General features: G+C 46.2%; 16 protein-coding genes. 10 read left to right on the top strand and 6 right to left on the bottom strand.

The window, feature by feature from the left end:
• The first annotated feature begins 20 nt into the window (after positions 1-20).
• The gene (locus tag HF322_RS04390) at positions 21-1,520 is read left to right on the top strand and encodes a GPI inositol-deacylase (RefSeq protein ID WP_223193164.1); all 1,500 of its coding nucleotides are present in this window, start codon (positions 21-23) and stop codon (positions 1,518-1,520) included.
• A 125-nt stretch (positions 1,521-1,645) separates the two neighbouring features.
• Here the strand turns inward: HF322_RS04390 and HF322_RS04385 are convergent, their stop codons facing one another.
• Positions 1,646-2,587 carry an Hsp33 family molecular chaperone HslO gene (locus tag HF322_RS04385; protein WP_169392183.1) on the bottom strand — a complete coding sequence of 314 codons (942 nt, stop codon included), beginning with the start codon at positions 2,585-2,587 and terminating at the stop codon, positions 1,646-1,648.
• Positions 2,588-2,940: 353 nt separating this feature from the next.
• Between HF322_RS04385 and HF322_RS04380 the strand changes: the two genes are divergently transcribed.
• The 5 genes from HF322_RS04380 (at position 2,941) to HF322_RS04360 (ending at position 7,742) form a co-directional block, all read left to right on the top strand.
• Positions 2,941-3,960 (top strand): glutamate/aspartate ABC transporter substrate-binding protein, encoded by a 1,020-nt coding sequence (locus tag HF322_RS04380; RefSeq protein ID WP_169392182.1) that lies wholly within the window; start codon positions 2,941-2,943, stop codon positions 3,958-3,960.
• 98 nt (positions 3,961-4,058) lie between these two features.
• Positions 4,059-4,805 (top strand): amino acid ABC transporter permease, encoded by a 747-nt coding sequence (locus HF322_RS04375; protein ID WP_169392181.1) that lies wholly within the window; start codon positions 4,059-4,061, stop codon positions 4,803-4,805.
• Complete coding sequence (locus tag HF322_RS04370; RefSeq protein WP_169392180.1) at positions 4,802-5,473, top strand: ABC transporter permease subunit; 672 nt, start codon at positions 4,802-4,804, stop codon at positions 5,471-5,473. Before HF322_RS04375 ends, HF322_RS04370 begins: the two co-directional genes overlap by 4 nt.
• 213 nt (positions 5,474-5,686) lie before the next feature.
• Positions 5,687-6,406 (top strand): amino acid ABC transporter ATP-binding protein, encoded by a 720-nt coding sequence (locus tag HF322_RS04365; RefSeq protein ID WP_223193174.1) that lies wholly within the window; start codon positions 5,687-5,689, stop codon positions 6,404-6,406.
• A 157-nt stretch (positions 6,407-6,563) separates the two neighbouring features.
• Complete coding sequence (locus HF322_RS04360) at positions 6,564-7,742, top strand: FAD-dependent oxidoreductase (RefSeq protein WP_169392178.1); 1,179 nt, start codon at positions 6,564-6,566, stop codon at positions 7,740-7,742.
• 27 nt (positions 7,743-7,769) lie between these two features.
• Here HF322_RS04360 and HF322_RS04355 read toward each other — a convergent pair whose 3' ends face one another.
• Positions 7,770-8,495: a pantothenate kinase gene (locus HF322_RS04355; protein ID WP_169392177.1), complete on the bottom strand. Its 726-nt coding sequence runs from the start codon at positions 8,493-8,495 to the stop codon at positions 7,770-7,772.
• A 68-nt stretch (positions 8,496-8,563) separates the two neighbouring features.
• Positions 8,564-9,535 carry a biotin--[acetyl-CoA-carboxylase] ligase gene (locus tag HF322_RS04350; protein ID WP_223193163.1) on the bottom strand — a complete coding sequence of 324 codons (972 nt, stop codon included), beginning with the start codon at positions 9,533-9,535 and terminating at the stop codon, positions 8,564-8,566.
• Positions 9,536-9,678: 143 nt separating this feature from the next.
• Between HF322_RS04350 and HF322_RS04345 the strand changes: the two genes are divergently transcribed.
• From HF322_RS04345 to ligA, 4 genes are all read left to right on the top strand, one after another.
• Complete coding sequence (locus HF322_RS04345; protein ID WP_169392175.1) at positions 9,679-10,482, top strand: sulfite exporter TauE/SafE family protein; 804 nt, start codon at positions 9,679-9,681, stop codon at positions 10,480-10,482.
• A gap of 73 nt (positions 10,483-10,555) precedes the next feature.
• Entirely contained in the window at positions 10,556-14,281 is a 3,726-nt protein-coding gene (locus HF322_RS04340; protein WP_169392174.1) for an AAA family ATPase, read from the top strand.
• 130 nt (positions 14,282-14,411) lie between these two features.
• Positions 14,412-15,428 (top strand): cell division protein ZipA C-terminal FtsZ-binding domain-containing protein, encoded by a 1,017-nt coding sequence (locus tag HF322_RS04335; RefSeq protein ID WP_169392173.1) that lies wholly within the window; start codon positions 14,412-14,414, stop codon positions 15,426-15,428.
• Between the two features lie 158 nt (positions 15,429-15,586).
• Positions 15,587-17,644 (top strand): NAD-dependent DNA ligase LigA, encoded by a 2,058-nt coding sequence (gene ligA / locus HF322_RS04330; RefSeq protein ID WP_169392172.1) that lies wholly within the window; start codon positions 15,587-15,589, stop codon positions 17,642-17,644.
• A gap of 91 nt (positions 17,645-17,735) precedes the next feature.
• Here the strand turns inward: ligA and HF322_RS04325 are convergent, their stop codons facing one another.
• The 3 genes from HF322_RS04325 to HF322_RS04315 form a co-directional block, all read right to left on the bottom strand.
• Positions 17,736-18,404, bottom strand: a complete 669-nt coding sequence (locus HF322_RS04325) for a hypothetical protein (protein WP_169392171.1) — start codon at positions 18,402-18,404, stop codon at positions 17,736-17,738.
• A gap of 153 nt (positions 18,405-18,557) precedes the next feature.
• Positions 18,558-19,202 carry a hypothetical protein gene (locus tag HF322_RS04320; protein ID WP_223193162.1) on the bottom strand — a complete coding sequence of 215 codons (645 nt, stop codon included), beginning with the start codon at positions 19,200-19,202 and terminating at the stop codon, positions 18,558-18,560.
• A 126-nt stretch (positions 19,203-19,328) separates the two neighbouring features.
• A complete protein-coding gene (locus HF322_RS04315; RefSeq protein WP_169392170.1) occupies positions 19,329-19,736 on the bottom strand; it encodes a hypothetical protein in 408 nt (135 codons plus the stop codon).
• Positions 19,737-19,801 lie beyond the last annotated feature (65 nt).

The following is a 19,801-nucleotide window of genomic DNA, read 5'->3' as shown; positions in this document are numbered from 1 at the left end:
ATATAAATTGCGACCTGATTATGGCAAATTCTAAAACGTCCTATCCTATGCTCGCAATTAAGCCGACCATTGATGACCAAGTTGATATCAAGTCGCCCGATCAGGCGGATATTCAGGATGCTTTTCAAGAAGCGATCACCTCATTAGAGCTTTATGATGCTTTAGATTCGCTTGAGGAGTTGGATGAATCAGCGCTGTTAGGACTGGTTGCTACCCCGCAAAATTTGATCCCCCTTGCTGAGCGCGAGCCTGTGACCTTGGCTGATATGTTAGAAGGCTTAACTTGCCTTGCTACCATGGGCGTGGTTGAGGTGACCGAAATCGTTGAGGCAATTCACCGCGAAATTTTGCTACGACCGCTTGGGCGCTTAAATAAGCGCAGCCTAAACAAATGGCAGCGCGGCATTACCGCAAGGATTTATGACCGCGTTCGCAAAACTGCCAAATTTGTCGGCAGTAACCTTGCAAACGGCTTGCACCTTTATCATACCATTGTCAATCAAAATACCACCCAGCCGTTACCGCGCCGATTAAAGCCGTTGGTTAATGTGTTAAATGGCGTGATGGGCGATCATTTGGTCAATCATGACAACCCACTTGCCACGCCGATGGTGCTTTATAACAGCCAAGGCGAGATTCCAAACGAGGCGCTGTCAGGGCGACTGATTGTGCTTTGCCACGGGCTTTGTATGAGCCACTTAAGTTGGCACCCAAGCGATCCTGAGGGTTTGGGGAAAAAAATTGAGCGCAGTATCTCTGGGACGACAGTACTTTATTTAGATTACAACTCCGGTCAGCGTATCTCGATCAATGGTCGCGATTTGTCCTATTTATTAAAAAATGTGCTCGACAATCACCCAAACATCACCCAAATTGACTTGATCGGTCATAGCATGGGCGGTTTGGTCGCCAGAAGCGCCTTATTTTATGGTAAAGCGCAAGGCTTTGATTGGGTCAATCAGGTTGGTAATTTAATGACGCTTGGCTCGCCGCATCACGGCGCAAGCCTTGAGCGCATTGGCAATTTTGTTCAAGAAATCATTGCCAAATTGCCCTTTGCAGGCTCTTTGGCGACGCTTGGCAACTTGCGCAGCGCCGGCATCATTGACTTGCGCCATGGCAGCGTTCGCGATGAGGATTGGAAGCCTTTGGATACCCGAAGCGTGTTGCCGCAAGATTTTCGCCATCCGGCAAGGCTTCCGCTTCATGTGAGAAGTTATTTAATTGCTGCCACGTTGGTTGAAGGTCATTACGACTCAAAAGCAACCAGCTTGCTTGGTGATGGCTTGGTGAATATTGCCTCAGCACTTGGCGAGGACAGTGATGCTCATACGCTGATGGTTCCTGAGCAGCACAAAGCCATTTTTTATGGGGTCAGCCACTATAATCTTTTATACAATCACCGCGTCCATCAGCAAATCATTCAATGGCTGATTGCCAACGGTCAAGATTTACTGGATCCGCCGGTAAATATTTCTTGCATTCATTCTTATCCCAATGAATTAAGCGTGGTCATTTGATTCTTCTTATTTCAATTTAGCTATTTAAATCTAGCTATTTCACTATAACTATTTAAACTGAACCCTTATAAAAAAAGTAAGACGTTTATAGCGCCTTACTTTTTTGTTTAAAATGAAAACACGCCCTAGTCAGCAAACAACTGCTGAACATCCGCTTTATCAAATTGATAAACCGCGCCACAAAATCCGCAGTCCATATCAAAGCTGCCGCCTTGCTCTTCAATGATATCAAGCGTTTCTGCTTCACCGATTTGTAAAATGGCAGCACGGCATTTATCCTTTGAGCAAGTGCAACCAAACTCAAGCGCAACTGGCTCAGGAAGCACGACCTCTTCTTCATTATAAAGTCGGTACAACAGCTCGGTTGGTGGCAAGCTGGTGAGCTCATTGTCTTTGATGGTTTTGGTCAGCATGGTCAGTCGCGGCCACAAATCGTTATCAACGGTTTCAATTTCGTCATCACGGCGCGGCAACAATTGCACCAAAATACCACCAGCTTGCAGACCATCTGATGCCAAATTAATCAGCGTTGGAATTTGCGCGGATTGCTTTTGGTAATGCGCCAAGCAATCTGCCAAATTGTCGTGACTGCGCTCAACGATACCTTGATAAGCCTCACCATGTTTTGGCTGAATGTTAATGAACAAAACGCCATCACCAACCGCGCCAAGCTCGGCAAAGGCGTCATTTGCCGAGGTCATTTGGTTCCAAGTGTTTTGCTGAGCTTCGGTGTCGTCTTTATAGCTGGCAAGCGCGCGGATGATGCCATCACGGTCACATTCTGCCATTGCCCAATTGAGCAAACTGTCGCTATTTGACGATTGCAGCTGAATGGAGAGCGTGCCATCGATTTTTAGCGTGCCAATTAACAAACTTGCTGCCGCTAGCATCTCACCAAGTAAGCGCTTGATCGCTTCAGGGTAGGGTTTTTGCGCAATGATGGTCGCGTAGCTTTTGGCTAGCCGAACCACATCGCCGCGAACGGGGGAGTTTTCAATAAAAAAGCGCTGGCGAATATCGTGGCTTAAATCGGCGTTTAAAGCGTTAGGTTGATCATTTTGAGTCATAATAGGAGTCATCACTGGATTGGAAGAGTGACAACGTTATGGGGATTTTTTTGAAATTATCAATATAAATTAAAGGGCGAAGCTTTTGCATTAAAACTAAAGTTAAGAGTTTTATCCGTTTTTTTAATTGAATCGCAATTGAAACTTTGCCCGCTCAATAACAAAAAATAGTTTGCAGGAAACTAAATTTAAGGTAGAGTAACATTAAGTTGCATTTTGATAACTTACTGTCAGAGCAAGGAAGCAAAGCAATGACGATGCCAAGCCATGATAAGACAAGTGACCGATAGGGCTTATCGGGAACGGTTTTATATTTCGCGCTCAATTTCCATTATGATAACAGGATGTGTCTTATGACTTATGCCCTCTCAAAACCACTTAGCCTTGTCGCCCTGATCGCACTTGCCTTGACAGGCTGTAATAATAGCAACCAAACTGCCACCGACACGGCGGCAACAAATGAGACCGCCACCACAACCGACAGCAACGCAAACGCTGGCGGCGATATGGGCAAAACGCTGCAAAAAATCAAAGATTCTGGAACGATTGTGGTCGGCTACCGTGACTCTTCGATTCCGTTTTCTTATATTGCCGATGACCCAAAGCAGCCGATTGGCTACGCTCATGATTTGGAAATGAAAGTGGTTGAAGCGGTCAAGCAAAAGCTGAACATGCCCAATCTTAACGTTCGCTATAACCTGATTACCTCGCAAACGCGAATCCCACTCGTACAAAATGGTACGGTCGATTTTGAGTGTGGCTCGACCACCAATAACGAAGAGCGCCAAAAACAAGTTGCCTTTTCCAACGGCTTTTTTGAAATTGGCACGCGTCTTTTGACCAAAAAAGACTCCGGAATCAAAGACTTTGCCGATTTAAAAGGCAAAACCTTGGTCACTACCGCAGGAACGACTTCTGAGCGTTATATCCGCAAATATAACGACGACAATAAAATGAACATCAATATCATCTCTGCCAAAGACCACGGCGAGGGCTTTTTGATGCTCGAGAGCGGTCGCGCGGACGCCTTTATGATGGATGATGTGCTTTTAGCAGGCGAGAAAGCCAAAGCCAAAAATCCAAATGATTGGGTCATCGTTGGAACGCCGCAATCGTTTGAAATCTACGGCTGTATGATGCGAAAAGGCGATCCTGAGTTTAAAGCGGTCGTTGATGAGGCGCTGAACGCAACCTTTAGTTCTGGTGAAATTAACGGCATTTATGACAAATGGTTCTTAAATCCGATTCCACCGAAAAACGTCAACTTAAACTTTGAAATGTCGGACAATTTAAAAGCGCTTTTAGCCGATCCGCATGATGGCACTCAGCCAAAAAATGTCGCACCAGCAGCGCCGGCGGCTCCTGCTTCTTAACCGAGCGCCATGATTAACCGTTTGTATTGATCCGATCACTTGCGCGCCTTAGGCGCGTAAGTGCCTTAAGGATAAGGTAAAAACTAAGGGAGGGGGCGATGAACTATAGCTGGAATTGGAACGTGTTATTTGAGTCCACCGGCGTTGGCAGTGAGCTGTATCTCAACTGGATGTTGACCGGTCTTGGCTGGTTGCTCTTGATCGGCAGCATTGCTTGGCTGATTGCGATGGTGGTCGGCACGATTTTGGGGATCATGCGAACGCTGCCAAACAAAACGGCGCGCGCCATTGGTACCGCTTATGTGACTTTTTTTAGAAACATTCCGCTGCTGGTTCAGCTGTTTTTTTGGTTTTATGTCGCCCCCGGTTGGTTGACGCCTGCGCTGCAAGAATGGTGGTATAAGGGCTTATCACCCAACACCTCAGCGATGATTTCAGCAAGTATTGGCTTGGGGCTATTCACCGCCGCGCGGATTGTTGAGCAGGTTCGCACCGGCATTGAATCGCTTCCTAAAGGTCAAATCAACGCCGCTTTTGCGCTCGGGCTCAACGTCAAGCAAGCTTATAAAGAAGTGCTTTTGCCGCAAGCGTTTCGAGTGATTTTGCCACCACTTAGCTCTGAGCTGACCAACTGTTTTAAAAATGCGTCGGTGGCATCCTTGGTTGGGGTGATGGAGCTGATCAGCCAAACCAAAACCATTAGCGAATATACGCAAAATAACTTTGAGATTTACACCTACGCGACGATTATTTATCTGGTATTTAACCTCTCTTTGATTGCTATTATGGGATTGATTGAGCGCAAACTTCGCGTTCCAGGGCTGATTGCAGGGGGTCAAAAATGAGTTTATCGACAGAACTTGCAACGGCGTATCCTGGGCTTTTAGGCGGGATGCTCACCACCTTAAAAGTGCTTGGTCTTGCCATCGTTGGCGGTATTGGCTTGGGGACGATTTTAGCGCTTATGCGCTTATCAGGAATCAAAGCGCTTGAAATCCCCGCCAAGCTTTACGTGAACTATTTTCGCTCAGTGCCGCTTTTATTGGTGCTTTTGTGGTTTTATTTTGCCGTTCCGATGGTTTATTTTTGGATTACTGGCAAATATTTGCTGCTTGATACCGCATTTACCTCGTGCGTGGTGGCGTTTATGGTGTTTGAGGCGGCTTATTTTTCGGAAGTGGTTCGCGCCGGAATTCAGTCGATTGGTAGCGGTCAGGTCAATGCCGCGCGCGCCCTTGGGATGAACTATAAGCAAACCATGAGCTTGATCATTTTACCGCAAGCGTTTCGCAAGATGCTGCCTCTACTGCTTCAGCAATGTATTATTTTATTTCAAGATACCACGCTGGTTTTTGCCATTGGTGTCACCGATTTTTTCCGCGCCGCTTATGTTCGCGGTGAGCTGATGGGACTGCTCACGCCCTACATTTTAGGCGCAGGGGCAGTTTATTTTGTGATCAGTCTTGCAGCATCGATTGGCGTTCAGCGGCTACAGCGGCGCTTTCGATTTTAGCCGCGATCCAATGTTCATGATGCAAAAGTGATGGTGCAACATAAGTCAGCAACGCTTGACAATATAGGGCAAAAAATTATGGAAAATACGACAACAAATAATATCAGCAGTGGCGTTAATAACCTTGATTTAAATGATAAAGATACGTTTATTAATGAATTTGGTGGTTTGGTGACCAACAACGGTCATGCCAGCGATGAGATCGTCATTAAAATGAGCGAGGTCAGCAAATGGTATGGTAATTTTCAAGTGCTGACCAACTGTACCGCTCACGTTCATAAAGGCGATGTGGTGGTGGTTTGTGGACCTTCTGGAAGCGGAAAATCGACCTTGATTAAAACCGTCAATGGTCTTGAGCCGTTTCAAAAAGGTCAGATTTTGGTCAATGGTGTGTCGGTTGGTGATCCCAAAACCAACTTGCCCAAGCTTCGTAGCCAAGTGGGCATGGTGTTTCAGCATTTTGAATTGTTTCCGCATTTGACCATTTTGGACAATTTAACCGTCGCGCAAATTAAGGTATTAGGTCGCAAAGAGGGGGATGCCAAACAAAAAGCCATGAGCTATTTGGATCGCGTGGGGCTGTCCGCGCAAGCGCCCAAATATCCGGCAGAACTCTCTGGTGGTCAGCAGCAGCGCGTAGCCATTGCTCGTGCCTTGTCGATGAATCCGGTGGCGATGCTGTTTGATGAGCCGACCTCAGCGCTTGATCCTGAAATGATCCAAGAAGTGCTTGATGTGATGATTGAGCTTGCTCGCGAGGGCATGACCATGATGTGCGTGACTCACGAAATGGGCTTTGCAAGTCAAGTTGCCAACCGAATTATCTTTATGGATGAAGGTCATATCGTTGAGAACTGTAGCAAAGATGAGTTTTTTGCTGGGGCGAAAAGTGATCGCGCGCAGGCGTTTTTATCCAAAATTTTAAATCATTAAGGTGATTTTTAATATGGTCATCAAGCTTTTTGTAAAGTAGCAAAATTGACCATGATTTTTTGAGTAGAGGTAATTTGCTGCTACAATGCTTAAGGCTGGTTTTTTAAAAGCTGTTTTAAAATTTATTTTTCGTTTGTGATTTTGAGTTGGAGTCGTCATGAGTACAGAGTTGCCATCAAATTCTATCGTTATTATCGGGGCAGGGCTTGCAGGCTGGCACGTGATTGACGCGATTCGTAGTAAAGATCAGGACGTTCCGATCACCTTAATCACAAGCGATAACGGCGATCGCTATCATAAGCCGATGCTGACAATGGCAATCAGCCAAAACAAACGCGTGGCGGATTTGGTTCGCGCGTCAGGGATGGATGCGGCAAAAGCTGCCAATATTACCTTGATGGCGAACACGTCTGTGACTGATATTGATGCCAAATCACAGCAATTGCAGCTGATTTCTACCACGCGATCTGATCCGGCAAATACCGGTTATGCGGCGCTAACTTATGGCAAATTGGTGCTTGCCATGGGCGCGCATCCGATTTTTCCAAAAAGCTTGCCCGAAGAGTTGGTTTGGCACGTCAACCACATTGAGCGCTTTGGGCAATTACAAGAGCAATTGCAAGGCGAGGCTCAGCGCGTGGCAATCGTTGGCGCGGGCATGGTCGGTACAGAAATTGCTGAAGATTTGCTAAAAGCGGGTCATCGCGTCACTTTAATGGATATTAACCAAGCACCGCTTGCGCAAATGCTGCCAGAAGCTGCAACCGCGCGAATTGCAAATGCCATTAAGTCTCAAGGGATTGAGTTTTTGGGCGGCGCTCAAGTGATGGATGTGATTAAAAATGACGACGGCACGCTTGAGATCAGTTATCAGTTGGGGGGTAAGGAAAAATCCTTTATCGCCGATCATGTGATTGCAAGCACTGGTCTTACCGTAGACAAATTGCTGCCAACGGCTGCCAATATTGACTTTGATACCCGAACTGGCATCAAAGTTGATGCGCCAACGCTGCGAACCAGTACCCGAAATATTTATGCCATTGGCGATTGTATGTCGATTAACGGCGTGCCTTGTCGTTACGTGGCGCCACTGCGCGCTCAAGCGGCGACCATTGCGGATGATATTTTAGGATTTGAGCATTCAGGCTATGAGCACAAGCCGCCAATGATCCGCTTAAAAAATAAAGCCATTTCGGTCATGGCAACTGGAATCCCAACGGCAAGCGGCAATTGGCAAATCAAAACTGAAACTGATGATGAGCTGGTGATGGAACTGCTTGATGATGACGGCAAAATCCAAGCTGGCGTGACCATCAAAGCGCCAGTTTTAGCTTAACTATTCATAAAATATTCTTAAAATCGGCTAAGGCGATTGCTGCTCAAAGTAGCGCGCCAAGCCGTTTAGCATCAAATCGTGACGGATACGAACCGGTCGGTTGATATGCTGAGCGATAATATTGGCATCACCGCCCGTAACGATGAGTTCAAAATTGGGATGGCGGTTGCTGATTTCATTAATCGCGCCAACGATGGACAACAAAATCCCGCGATGAACCGCGTCTTGCGTTGTTGTGCCCTCGCTAATGCTGTCAAACGTGCCGTTTGAAATGGTAATTTGCTTGGTTCCTGAAAATAGCGACTCACGCTGAAGATAAATATTGGGAAAAATATAACCGCCCAAATGCTCCGCATGATCAATCAAATCAATGGTCACTGCCGTTCCGCAGCCGATGACGCATTGGCGTTTGGATTTGTCCACGGCGCCGAGCATTTGTAGCCAGCGGTCGCAGCCCAACTGATTGGCATCATAACGGCTGGTCATCAGCGGATGCTTGGCATCGACATGGACAAACTCAAAGGCGATGTTAAGTCGACTTAAGGTTTTGGCAACCTGAACGTTCAGCGCTTCGCCCAAAACCGAAGAAATCCCAATAAAGCTTGGCGCAAACTGCTCAAAGCGGTCGGTCAGCCCCATTAAAAGCTCGGTTGGCGCTTGCAAATGCTGCTTGGCATCATGAGCAATGATTTGCCCAAGCTCATCGGTCAGCCAGTATTTTAAACGGGTATTACCAAGGTCAAGCCAAAGCATAGGCATCCTTTTAGGGTTTGGTGAGCACTTTTTTAGGCGAATGATTGGCTGACGTTTTCATTAAAAAATTAGCCCATCACATCAATCGTTCCGGTAAAAATCGCGCAAATCTTACCGTCATCGCGCTGCAATTGCAAACAGCCATTGCCATCAATGCCAATAACTTTTCCGCTCATGGTTTGGCTGGTTTCACTATTACCCCAAGCGCTGTCTTGGTTGATAATTACTGATTTACCTCGCAGCGCGTCAACTTGATTAAATTTTTGCAAAAAATCGTAAGTTTTTGGCGACTGACTTTGATTTTGTTCAATAACCAATTGCTCAAAGTTAGCAACGGCATGGATAAGGGCTTGGCTGATTTGCTGGTAAAGCTCATTTAAACTTGGCAAATTAATGCTGTTTTTTGAGTTTTTTTCACCGTGGTTTTGGCAATTTTTTTCCAGTAACGCCGTAATATCCGCAAGACTTAGCGCGTGATAACTCATGCCCTCGCGGTTATTGTCGTTTAGCTTGGGCGTGGCTTTAACGTTCAGCCCAACGCCAATCACGACGCCAAGCATTTTTCCTTGTTGCCAAACGGGCTCAATTAATATTCCGGCAAGCTTGTTAAAATATAAAATATTATCAGCGTTATTGATTGTTGGCGACTGTTCTTGAATGGATTGATCGGATTGATAGTAGCCCAAGTCATTTGCCCATTTGACTTGAATGGGGATTAAATTTTGCGCTAAAAGTTGTTGGTTTAAGGTTTGGATAACTGGCATGTCAACCAAGCGCCGACCGACGATTAATGACAACAAGCCGCTAACTGGCATGGTGATCGGATGATAAAGCGACAAATAAACATTACCAACAGGCGATTGCCATGATCGCGTTCGTTGACCGCGACCAGCAGATTGGCGACTTGCGGTTAACAGATGCAGCGCTTTGGCGTCAAGAGCAGCTGATTTAACATCATTAATCAGCTTAGTGTTGGTCGAGGGACAATCCTCAAAGTGGCGGTGGTGGAGCTTGGATAAGAGCGCAGCATTGGTCGGCATAAGCTTATTCATTATGTTGATTAAAATGTTTGCTATACTAAAAGGTTATTCGTCAAATTTGGCGGGTGACTCAAAGGATTGTGATGCTTGCCAAATGCTGGTGTTATGATAAAAAAAAAGAGGGATAAAGGGTAGGGTAATTAATGATTTATCTGTGGTTTGTGATAGCAGGGGCGTTTGCCGGAACGTGCGCGGGGCTATTTGGGGTCGGCGGCGGCTTGATTATTGTTCCGGTTTTGGTTTGGATTTTTACCGCGTATCATTTCTCCCCCGACGTGGTCACGCATATGGCGGTTGGCACGTCCCTTGCGACGATTATCATCACCTCAATCAGCTCAATGATGGCGCACAATAAGCGCGGCGGCGTGCGTTGGGACATTTGGCGGGTGATGGGCGCAGGGCTGGTCATTGGCAGTTTGGTTGGCGCAGCCGTTGCCGAAAAAATCGACGGTCAAGCGCTGCAAGCCATCATTGGGATTGGCGCGATTTTGATGGCGATTAAAATGCTGTTTTTTTCTAACAAAGAGCAGCTTGGCAAGCCGTTACCCTCCTCAGGCGTTCAGTTTGGCGCAGGAACGGGGATCGGTTTGGCGTCGTCCATCTTTGGGATTGGCGGCGGCAGTTTGACTGTACCCTTTTTAAATTGGGCGGGACTGTCGATGAAGCAATCGGTTGGCACAGCAGCAGCTTGCGGTCTGCCGATTGCGGTGGCGGGGGCAATTGGCTTTGCTTGGTTTGGTCAACACGTCCAAAACTTGCCTAAAGAGGCGATCGGCTTTGTTCACGTTCCGGCATTTTTGTGCATTTCCGTGGTCAGCTTTGTGATGGCAAAAGTTGGTGCCAAGCTTGCCCACCAGTTGCCTGCGGCGACGCTTAAGCGCGCCTTTGGGGTGCTGCTCATGTTTGTTGGCGCTCAGTTGACGTTAAGTGGTCTTGGGGTGTTTTAAACAAGCTGCAAGTGAAAACAGTGGTCATTTTCAGGTAAAATAGCTGCTTTCGTATTCAAAAGCTTTTACCCTCATGCGCTTAAAATCTTTAAAACTGGCAGGATTTAAGTCCTTTGCCAACCCAACGACACTCAGCTTTCGCCATGGCATCACCGCGATTGTGGGTCCCAACGGCTGCGGCAAGTCCAACGTGATTGACGCCATCCGCTGGGTGCTTGGGGAAACCTCTGCCAAGCAGCTTCGTGGCGGTGCGATGAGCGATGTGATTTTTGCAGGAACGCAAGATAAAGCCGCCAAAAGCGTAGCAAGCGTTGAGCTGGTGTTTGAGCACACGCAAGATGAAGCCCACGGCATCCGACATGAGCTAAACTTATACCATGAGCTTGCCATTAAGCGCCAAATCAATCTTGATGGTCGCTCGGATTATTTTATCAATGGCACGCGCGCTCGCCGCCGCGATGTGATTGACGTATTTTTGGGGACGGGGCTTGGCGCTCGCAGTTACGCGGTCATTGAGCAGGGCATGATTGGGCGCATTGTGGATTCAAACCCACTACAATTGCGTGAGTTTATCGAAGAGGCGGCAGGGGTATCGCGCTATCAGGCGCGGCGTGAGGAAACTCAAAAGCAGCTCACCACCGCCCAAGAAAATTTAGCTCGGTTAAGCGATTTGCAAACGGAGCTTAGCCGTCAGCAAAAAGCCCTTACCAAACAAGCTGCCAGCGCTGAGCGTTATCAAGATTTGATCGTGCAAATTGAGGCGGTCAAAGAAAAACTTGCCATTCAAGAATGGTATCACGCCAAACACCACCAACACGAAAATAAGCTTGCTTTGGATGCCATTTCAAAAGAAGTGATTGCGCTGCAATCAGAAATCGAAACGCTTAAAGCCAAACAAAATACGCTTGATGACAAAATCAGTCAAGTCACTTGGCTCAAAGATGACGCGCAAGATAAGCATCACGACATCAAGCTGCACCATCAACAAGCCAATCAAACCTTGCAATCGCTAAAAGATACTGAGCAGCAATCGCGCCATCAATTGTCCCGCGCCGATGATCAGCATCAACAAGCCCGCCGCGATATTGAGCAGCTAGAGCGATCTTATCAAGAACAGTCTGCCCATCTGACTCAGCTAAAGCCAAAGTTTGATCAGCTGACCATCAAACGCCGTGAGCAAAACGCGCAATTACTGCCCTTACAAGAAAAGCTGGATACGGCGCAATCAGCGCTAAATCAAATGCTTGCAACCAACCAAAAGCTCAAGCAAGACCAAGCCTTAAATGAGCAGTCATTGTCGCAGCTAAAAAACGCCCAACAAAAATGGCAACAGCAAAACGACGCTTTACAAACGCTTTGGGATAAAAACGCGGTAACAACGAACTCAAAATCATCATTAAGCGAGCAGCTGCAAACGCTCAGTCAGCAGCTTGATCGCAATCATGAGCAAAAACTTGCTTTAAGTGAACAAAAAGCCTTCTTAACTGATGAGTACCGCGTGCTTAGTCAAATGATTAAAACAGAGGAAACCAAGCTCAAAACCCTTGAAACCAAAAGCGCCAAGCTCACAGGTGAGTATGACACGCTGCATCGATTGCTTCATCAAAAAGTCGCGAAAATAGAAACCGGATTAACCTCATCGTCAACGCAAACGGTTTTATCAAGCCAAAACGCTACCGCTTTGTCATCTTTTCGCGAGCAAATTAAGTTAACCGATTTAGGAAAATCGCAAAGCGAAGTGCTTGATTATTGGTTGACCTTGTTTTTGGACAGTCAAATTTTACCCAAGATTCACGCGCTAACCACGAACGAAAAAAGCGACGCTTTAGCGCAAAGCTTGCAGCCATATCTAGCTGATTTGCTGCATTACCAAGCTAATCATGACCCAAAATCAATCCGCCATAGTCTTTGGTTGTTGGCGGATAATGAGGATAATCTTGCTAAAAATATCCCTGAGCCACTCATTGACCTAAACGCCTTGATTGCCGCCCCAAAACTTCAGCTTTGGCAAAACGGCTATTTGTGCTTAAAGCCAATGTCAGAAATTGATGCCGCGCAATGGTCAGAAATGTTAAGCACGTTGCCAAAATCGGCGCTGATGCTTACCCAAGATGGCTGGCTTATTGGCAGCTTTGGTACGGTTCAGTTAAACCGCTTTACCCGCGACAAACTTGACGCGGAAAATCAGCACTTTTTAACCCAAAGATTGTCGCAAGAAACTAGACTTAATGCGCTTGATGACGAATTAAACCTGATTGATAGCCAAATTGAAGATATTCAAGCAAAAATAAAATCCTATCAGCGCGAGGAAGGTCGCCTTACGATTAGTATCGATGAAATTAGCGGTCAGTTAAGCCAATTGCAACTTACTGACCAAAATTTGCGTCAGCAGCAAACTCAATCTCAGCTTGAATTAAATCAGCAAAAATCAAACCTTGAGCGCTTGCAGCAAGATAAAGCAAGGCTTGAGGTTGAGGCAAATGAGATTGAGCGCTTAGCCAAAAGTCTGTTAGCAAAGCAAGAAACGATTAACGCGCAACTTGCCGAAAGTGACATTGAGATTAATTACGTCCGCGCTGACATTGACGCTCAACAATCACAAATCAAGCAAATCACCACCGCGCAAAAAGCCAACGATGAAGAGTATCAAGCGCTGCAACTTACCATCCAAAAAAGTGAAATTGAGCTTCGTCATCACCATGACACGCTGCAAAATCGCCAACGGGACTTAACAACATCGGCGCAATATCAAGCGCAACTGCGGCAAAAGCTTACCAACCTTGCGCAAAAATTGCCCAATTTGGAGCGTGAAGTTAATGAGTTAGCGTTAAGTCTTGATGAAGAGTTGCAAGCGTTAACGGAATATCAATCGGAGCTTTCTGACCTTAAAAACGGGCACAGCCAATTTAAGACCGAGCTTGATCAATTACAGCTGCAATATCAAGTCAAGCAGGAAGCGCAAAGCCTTGCCGCAAGTCAGCTTGCCGTCAGCGAGGAGCGGCTTTTAGATGCCAGCCGGCGTATTGATATGCTTAATTTGAAAGTCAGTATTGCAAGCTTAACCAGCGACTTTATTGCCCATCAGCGCCGCCCAAAACCTGAACAAATCGCTGCGCTTAACACCGAGCTTAAGGCGTTAAATGATATGCTGTTAAAAATTGGCGCGGTAAATTTAGCCGCTGCCGCCGAGCTTAGCGACATTAACGCGCGCCTTGAGCCGTTAACGACGCAAATTGAGGACATCGAAAGCAGCATTGCAATGCTCAATCAAGCCATTAAAACCATTGATGACACCACCAAAACGCTGTTTTTACAAACGCTTGATGCGGTGAACTCAGAGCTTGCCAATTTATTTGCTAAAGTTTTTGGTGGCGGTCAGGCAAGCTTGAGCTTAAATCTTGATGAGCTACCCGCCGATACGTCAAAACGCGAAGCTTGGCGGGCGGGGCTGACCTTAATGGCTCAGCCAAAAGGCAAACGCAACAGCCGTTTAGCAGTGTTATCAGGCGGCGAGAAAACTTTAACCGCGCTGAGCCTTATTTTTGCGATTTTTAAGCAGCATCCGGCGCCATTTTGTGTTCTTGATGAGGTTGACGCGCCGCTTGATGATGCCAACGTTGCCCGATTTACCAACCTTATTGAAGAGCTTGCAGGCGACGTTCAGTTTATTTTTATCAGTCATAATAAGCTTGCGATGCAAATTGCTGATGAGCTCAAAGGCATCACCATGCCGCAGCCTGGAATCTCAACGCAAGTGAGCGTAACCTTAAGCGATGCTGAGCACTATCTTGAGGGCTAAAAAAGCGTTAGAAAGCTGATTAACTTTGATAAATGGCGCGCAAAATCGTTGCTGACAATGGATGACGATACCAAGAAGCCATGCTAGACTATCACCTTCTTGCCCCTTACTTGTTTCAGGAAATTTGCCCATGACCGCCATTCAGTTTATCTTCATTGCTATTGCTGTTTGTATCGTGATTGCAGGGATTTATTTGGTGGTTCGCGGGGCGCGCCGCCAAACGTCAGCGACGATGGAGGCGGTCAGTTATGATAAAAATGGCATTCCGATCATCCCGCGTCATGAGCGCAGTATCGTCGATGATCCTGATTTAGATGATGCGGTCGCTGGCGAAACGACCATCGCTCCTGATCGTCAATATCTGCACGCCATTGTTGAAGATGACGACACGCCAACTGAGGCTCAAGCAAATCAAGGCCAATCTTCAAGCAATCAAGCGAAAAAATCAGCCCAATCTCAAGATGAGGACTATTTGCGCTGGCAAGACGCCAAGGCGCGCGCGGATGAGGCTGAATTTGAGCAATTGTCTAAAGCCTATCAAGACGGGTCAACCGATGATTCCGATGCGTTTTCAAGTTTAATGAGCGCCACCGACAGCTTAATGCCAGTGATTGATACTGCGAGTGAGTCAGCATTTACCGCAAACAGCCCAATTTTAGATCAGCACTTAATGCAATCGACCGAGCACGATCAAAACGCACCTTTGTTAAATGCTGAAGACAATATCAACATCACCATTTTGCCCAATCCTGATCCTACGCGGTTATCGACCATCATTCGCGGTCGTGATCTGTTGGCGCTCGTGGACAAATACGGTCTGCGCTTTGGGGCGATGAATATGTTTCACCGCTACCAAAACAAAGACGGCACAGGAATGCTTTGGTTTAGCATGATGGGAATGACTGAAAATGGCATTGCGCCCTTTGATCCGCATAATGTCGCGACCAACACTTATACTGGACTGGTACTGTTTTTATCTTTGCCGCATCCGGAAGCCTTAATGGGATTTGACAGCATGATGAGCGTGGCGGCAATGATGGCGCGGGATTTGGATGCTGAAGTGTTAGATGAAAATAATCAGCCGATTTCAGCAGAAGACAAGCAGCACTTGCGTAACTTTGTCCGCGATTATAATGAGCGCTATTAAATAAAAAGTGCATTAGTGATAAAAAACGGGGCATTGAGCGCCGTTTTTTTGGCTAAAAATTTGAGCCGTTCACCATCATTTTACCCAAGCCTTGAACTATCCTAAAGCGCAAAAAGCTTGCTATGATAACGCTAACTTTATCGATTGATTGACTTGCTATGACTGACCCAATGTTGCCAAAAACCGCCGCGCCCCTTGATGACAATGCCGTGATTGCCACCATGCGATCACTGATAAAAACGCTTAAAGTTCATAATCACGCTTATTACGTCCTTGATAATCCAACCCTTGAGGACAGTGAGTATGATCAGCTGCGCCGAAGCTTGCTTGAGCTTGAAGAGGCGTATCCGGATTTAGTTCAGCCAGACAGCCCGACCAATCAAGTGGGGGACGCGCCGCTGTCTGCCTTTACTCAAGTCACCCATGACATTCCGATGCTGTCTCTTGGCAACGTCTTTGATTATGACGAGCTTGGCGATTTTATGCGACGGGTGAATGACCGCTTAAGCGACAGCCAAAAAAATCCCGAGTTTGAAATGGAGCTCAAACTTGACGGCTTAGCGGTATCACTCAAATATGAGTTTGGCAATCTGGTTCAAGCGGTCACTCGCGGCGACGGTCAAGTGGGCGAGGACATCACCCAAAATGCTAAAACCATCCGCAATTTACCGCGTTGGCTAAGCGCTGCAAAAGAAATTGCGCTGTTAGAGGTTCGCGGTGAGGTGCTGATGCCAAAAGCCGGATTTGAGCGCCTCAACCGCTTGGCAGAAGAAAACGGCGACAAAACCTTTGCCAATCCGCGAAACGCTGCCGCCGGAAGTCTTCGTCAACTTGACCCCGCTATTGCCGCCGCAAGACCGCTTGCCTTTTATGCTTATTCGGTCAATCAAGGCTTGCCAAGCGATATTGCCACGCAGTCGGCGGCGCTCGCTTGGCTTGGGGATATTGGCTTTAGCGTAAGCAATGTTCGTATCGTTGCCAATCCGCGCGCTGCCCAAGAGTATTATGAATCCATCATTGAAAACCGCGCCAATTTGCCCTTTGAAATTGACGGTACGGTGATAAAAGTTAATAGTCTTGCCTTGCAATCACAGCTTGGCTTTTTATCGCGCGAGCCGCGCTGGGCAACGGCGTACAAATTCCCCGCCGAAACGGTCATCACAAGGCTCAACCAAATCGACTGGCAAGTCGGTCGCACCGGAGCATTAACTCCTGTCGGCAAGCTTGAACCGGTCAAAGTCGGCGGCGTCACCGTCAGTAACGTCACCTTGCATAATTTTGGCGAGATTCAGCGCTTGGACGTTCGCGCAGGCGACATGGTCAGCGTCCACCGCGCAGGCGACGTTATTCCCAAAGTCACCCGAGTTTGGCTTGATGATCGACTAGCTGATAGCAAACCGGTCACCTTGCCAACCTCATGTCCTGTTTGCAGCTCGCCAGTTATTTTGCCAGAAGGTGAAGCCTTAGCTCGCTGCTCCGGCGGCTTGTTTTGCCCCGCTCAGCAAACCGAAGCGCTCATTCATTTTGTCTCACGCCGCGCCATGGACATCGACGGTCTTGGCAACCGCTGGCTGATTCGCTTTTTTGAAGAAGGGCTGATAAAAAATGCCGCGGACATTTATAAGCTTAAAGACCACCAAAGCGCGCTGATTGACTTTGAAAAATTGGGCGAAAAGTCCGTTCAAAATATGCTTGCCGCCATTGAAGCCAGTAAAAAAACCACCTTAGCGCGATTTATCTTTGCTCTCGGGATTCGCGGCGTTGGCGAGACCACTGCGCAAAACTTAGCGCTGCACTTTGGAACGCTTGATAAGCTTATGAGCGCGGACGTTGAGGCATTACTTGCTACTCCTGACGTTGGCGCGATTACCGCCGAGCTGATTTTTGACTTTTTTCGCGCCCCGCACAACATCGAGGTCATCGATGCGCTCATTAACGCTGGCGTTCATTGGGACGCGGTTCAGGCGCAGGCGGCGGACAACTTACCGCTTGCCAATCAGTCGTGGGTCATTACAGGAACGCTACACACTATGGCGCGCGATGAAGCCAAAGCCAAATTACAAGCGCTTGGCGCAAAAGTCACTGGCAGCATCTCTGCCAAAACCACGGCGCTGCTTGCCGGCGAAAAAGCTGGCTCAAAGCTTGCCAAAGCGGAAAAACTTGGGGTCAAAGTGGTGAGTGAGGAGGAGTTTTTGGGGATGGTTGAAAGATTTTGAATCTAACCATTTAAAGAAATTTGATCAGAATAAGGGCGCCTTTTGCTAACTTTTAAATGATAGGTCTATTGTATTGGAATATAGGCGCATCTTATGATTTTATTTTAGCTCCATAGATTATAAAATGTATTAGCCATGAAATAATTAAGTAAGAAATAAAAAAAAGCAAAAAAAATCCAATACCTATGCTAATTCTTATCAAAGTATCATCTTCAAAATTTGATTGCGCCTGCGAAATTTTTTTGATAAATTTATCTTGGTCTTCTAAACTAGTAAATTCTATACGTCCATAATTTGACGCAAATGAAAAAAATGGCTTTTTGCATTCAATATTAGTTAATAAATATATAGAGCATGAATGGTTCTCCAATTCTTCAACAGGGATAAGTCGGGTTACATCTATATCTTTGTCTCTATTAATATCTTTAAAATAAATTTTAATTGGAAAATTGAAATTACGTAATACTAATAAGTTTTTCGATTTATAATTATTGGCTACTAATGAAAAATTATTATAAGTTAAATAAAGTGGATCATTAGATATTAAATTAATTCTTTCCAACGGCATCCGCTCATGATAGCAATAGTCATTGGTTAAATCACAATCTACAAGCTGACCGCTACTAAAAACAGAATCTTGCTGTGATAGCCATAAACTAAATAATAAAATGGGGGCAGCTAAAACTAATGATAGTCTAACATATTGCTGTTTATTCAAGATAGCTGCACAAGTAATTAAATCATTATTGAGAAAAGACACAACGATTCTATATTACGATGAACTTTTATAAATAACAATACCTCTGAATAAAAGCTAATCATGGCTAATATATGCTCAATAACGTGTTAATGTAAAAATAGTTTAAAGAGTGATTAAATTCCATTTAAATTATTTTTACACTCCAAAGAGCTTTTAAATCCCTAATTCTGCCCTATGCGGATTGCCACTATTTTCACCCTTCACCCCATCCGGCTTAATCTCAACTGACAAGACTAAGCCTTTGCCAAAGTCGCCTTGGATCACGTAATCGAACTTTGAGGGCTGAACCTCAGGCGTGGTATGGATAATCAGCGCGGTTTTTTTCGCGTCAATCAACTCGTGCGATACGTAACTGGTGCTAAGTTGGTCAAGGACTTTGTTTAGTGGCTCATTGACTGCCATGCCAACGGTGAGATTATATTGGGCGGTTCGTTTATCGACTTTAAAATATTCGGCGTAATCGCGAACGTTTTGGCTATCGATGGCAAACGGATATTGATAATGAACGGGGTCAGCGGGCGGCTCACTGCTGGCTATTGCTGACCAATCAATAGCTTTATTCGAACCAGTAGCGGAAGGCGTTTTGGCAACTTCGGTAATGTCGGCGGCATTACTGTGAATTGTGGTATTGCTGCTTTTGGTGTTGCTAATGGCTTCGCTGTTCGCTTCCACCTCGTCAGTCTGATGGCTTGAATTATCGCAAGCGCTTAAGGTGATCAAAAACGCCGTTATTATCGAAACGCGAAATAAACGCTGAACCATTACTGAGCCGCCTTGTTTACTGGTTATTTTTGCCAAAACTTTGAACCAAAACCAAAATTGAATTAAAAAATAACCCCTAGTTTGCCACTTTTTGTCCAAAAAAAACAGCCATCAATGATTGACGGCTGTTCTTAGCACGTTTAACTTAGGGCGTTAAAATGCTTAGATTTTGCAAGTCACTTGGTATTCTTGACCCGTTGCCCATTTCATTGCCAAGATGGCTTCATTGCCTTTCATGTGCCAAGCATAAACGACTTCAGGGTTTGAGTCGTTAACGTAGCTTGCGGTGTCGCCATTCATGCCGCCGTTGAGTAATAAAGGCTGATTTGCCCAGTTTACTTTTGGCAGGGTGACGCTTAGCATGGCTTGCTGTTTGTTGATCGACTGTTTTGCCATGACTTTACCGCCGTCGGTACAGGTATAAGGCGCAGGTGCCATACGGTCATAAGCTACGTCGGTTGCGCTTTCGGCTGGTGTCGTAGTGCTTGGCGTCGTTGGAGCGGTTGTCGCGCAGGCGCTAAGTAGGGCAAGGGCAGGAATTGCAGCGGCAAGCTTTAACGTATTGGTCATCATCATCTCCAAAATTATCAAAAAAGTTACGATTAATAAAAATTTTTAAGAACAATATTGAATAA

Origin of the sequence: Psychrobacter sp. MF31, from assembly GCF_012847335.1 — a bacterium.
Classification (GTDB): domain Bacteria; phylum Pseudomonadota; class Gammaproteobacteria; order Pseudomonadales; family Moraxellaceae; genus Psychrobacter.
Note: the sequence above shows the minus strand (reverse complement) of the source record. Positions and strands in the feature narration are given on the sequence as shown.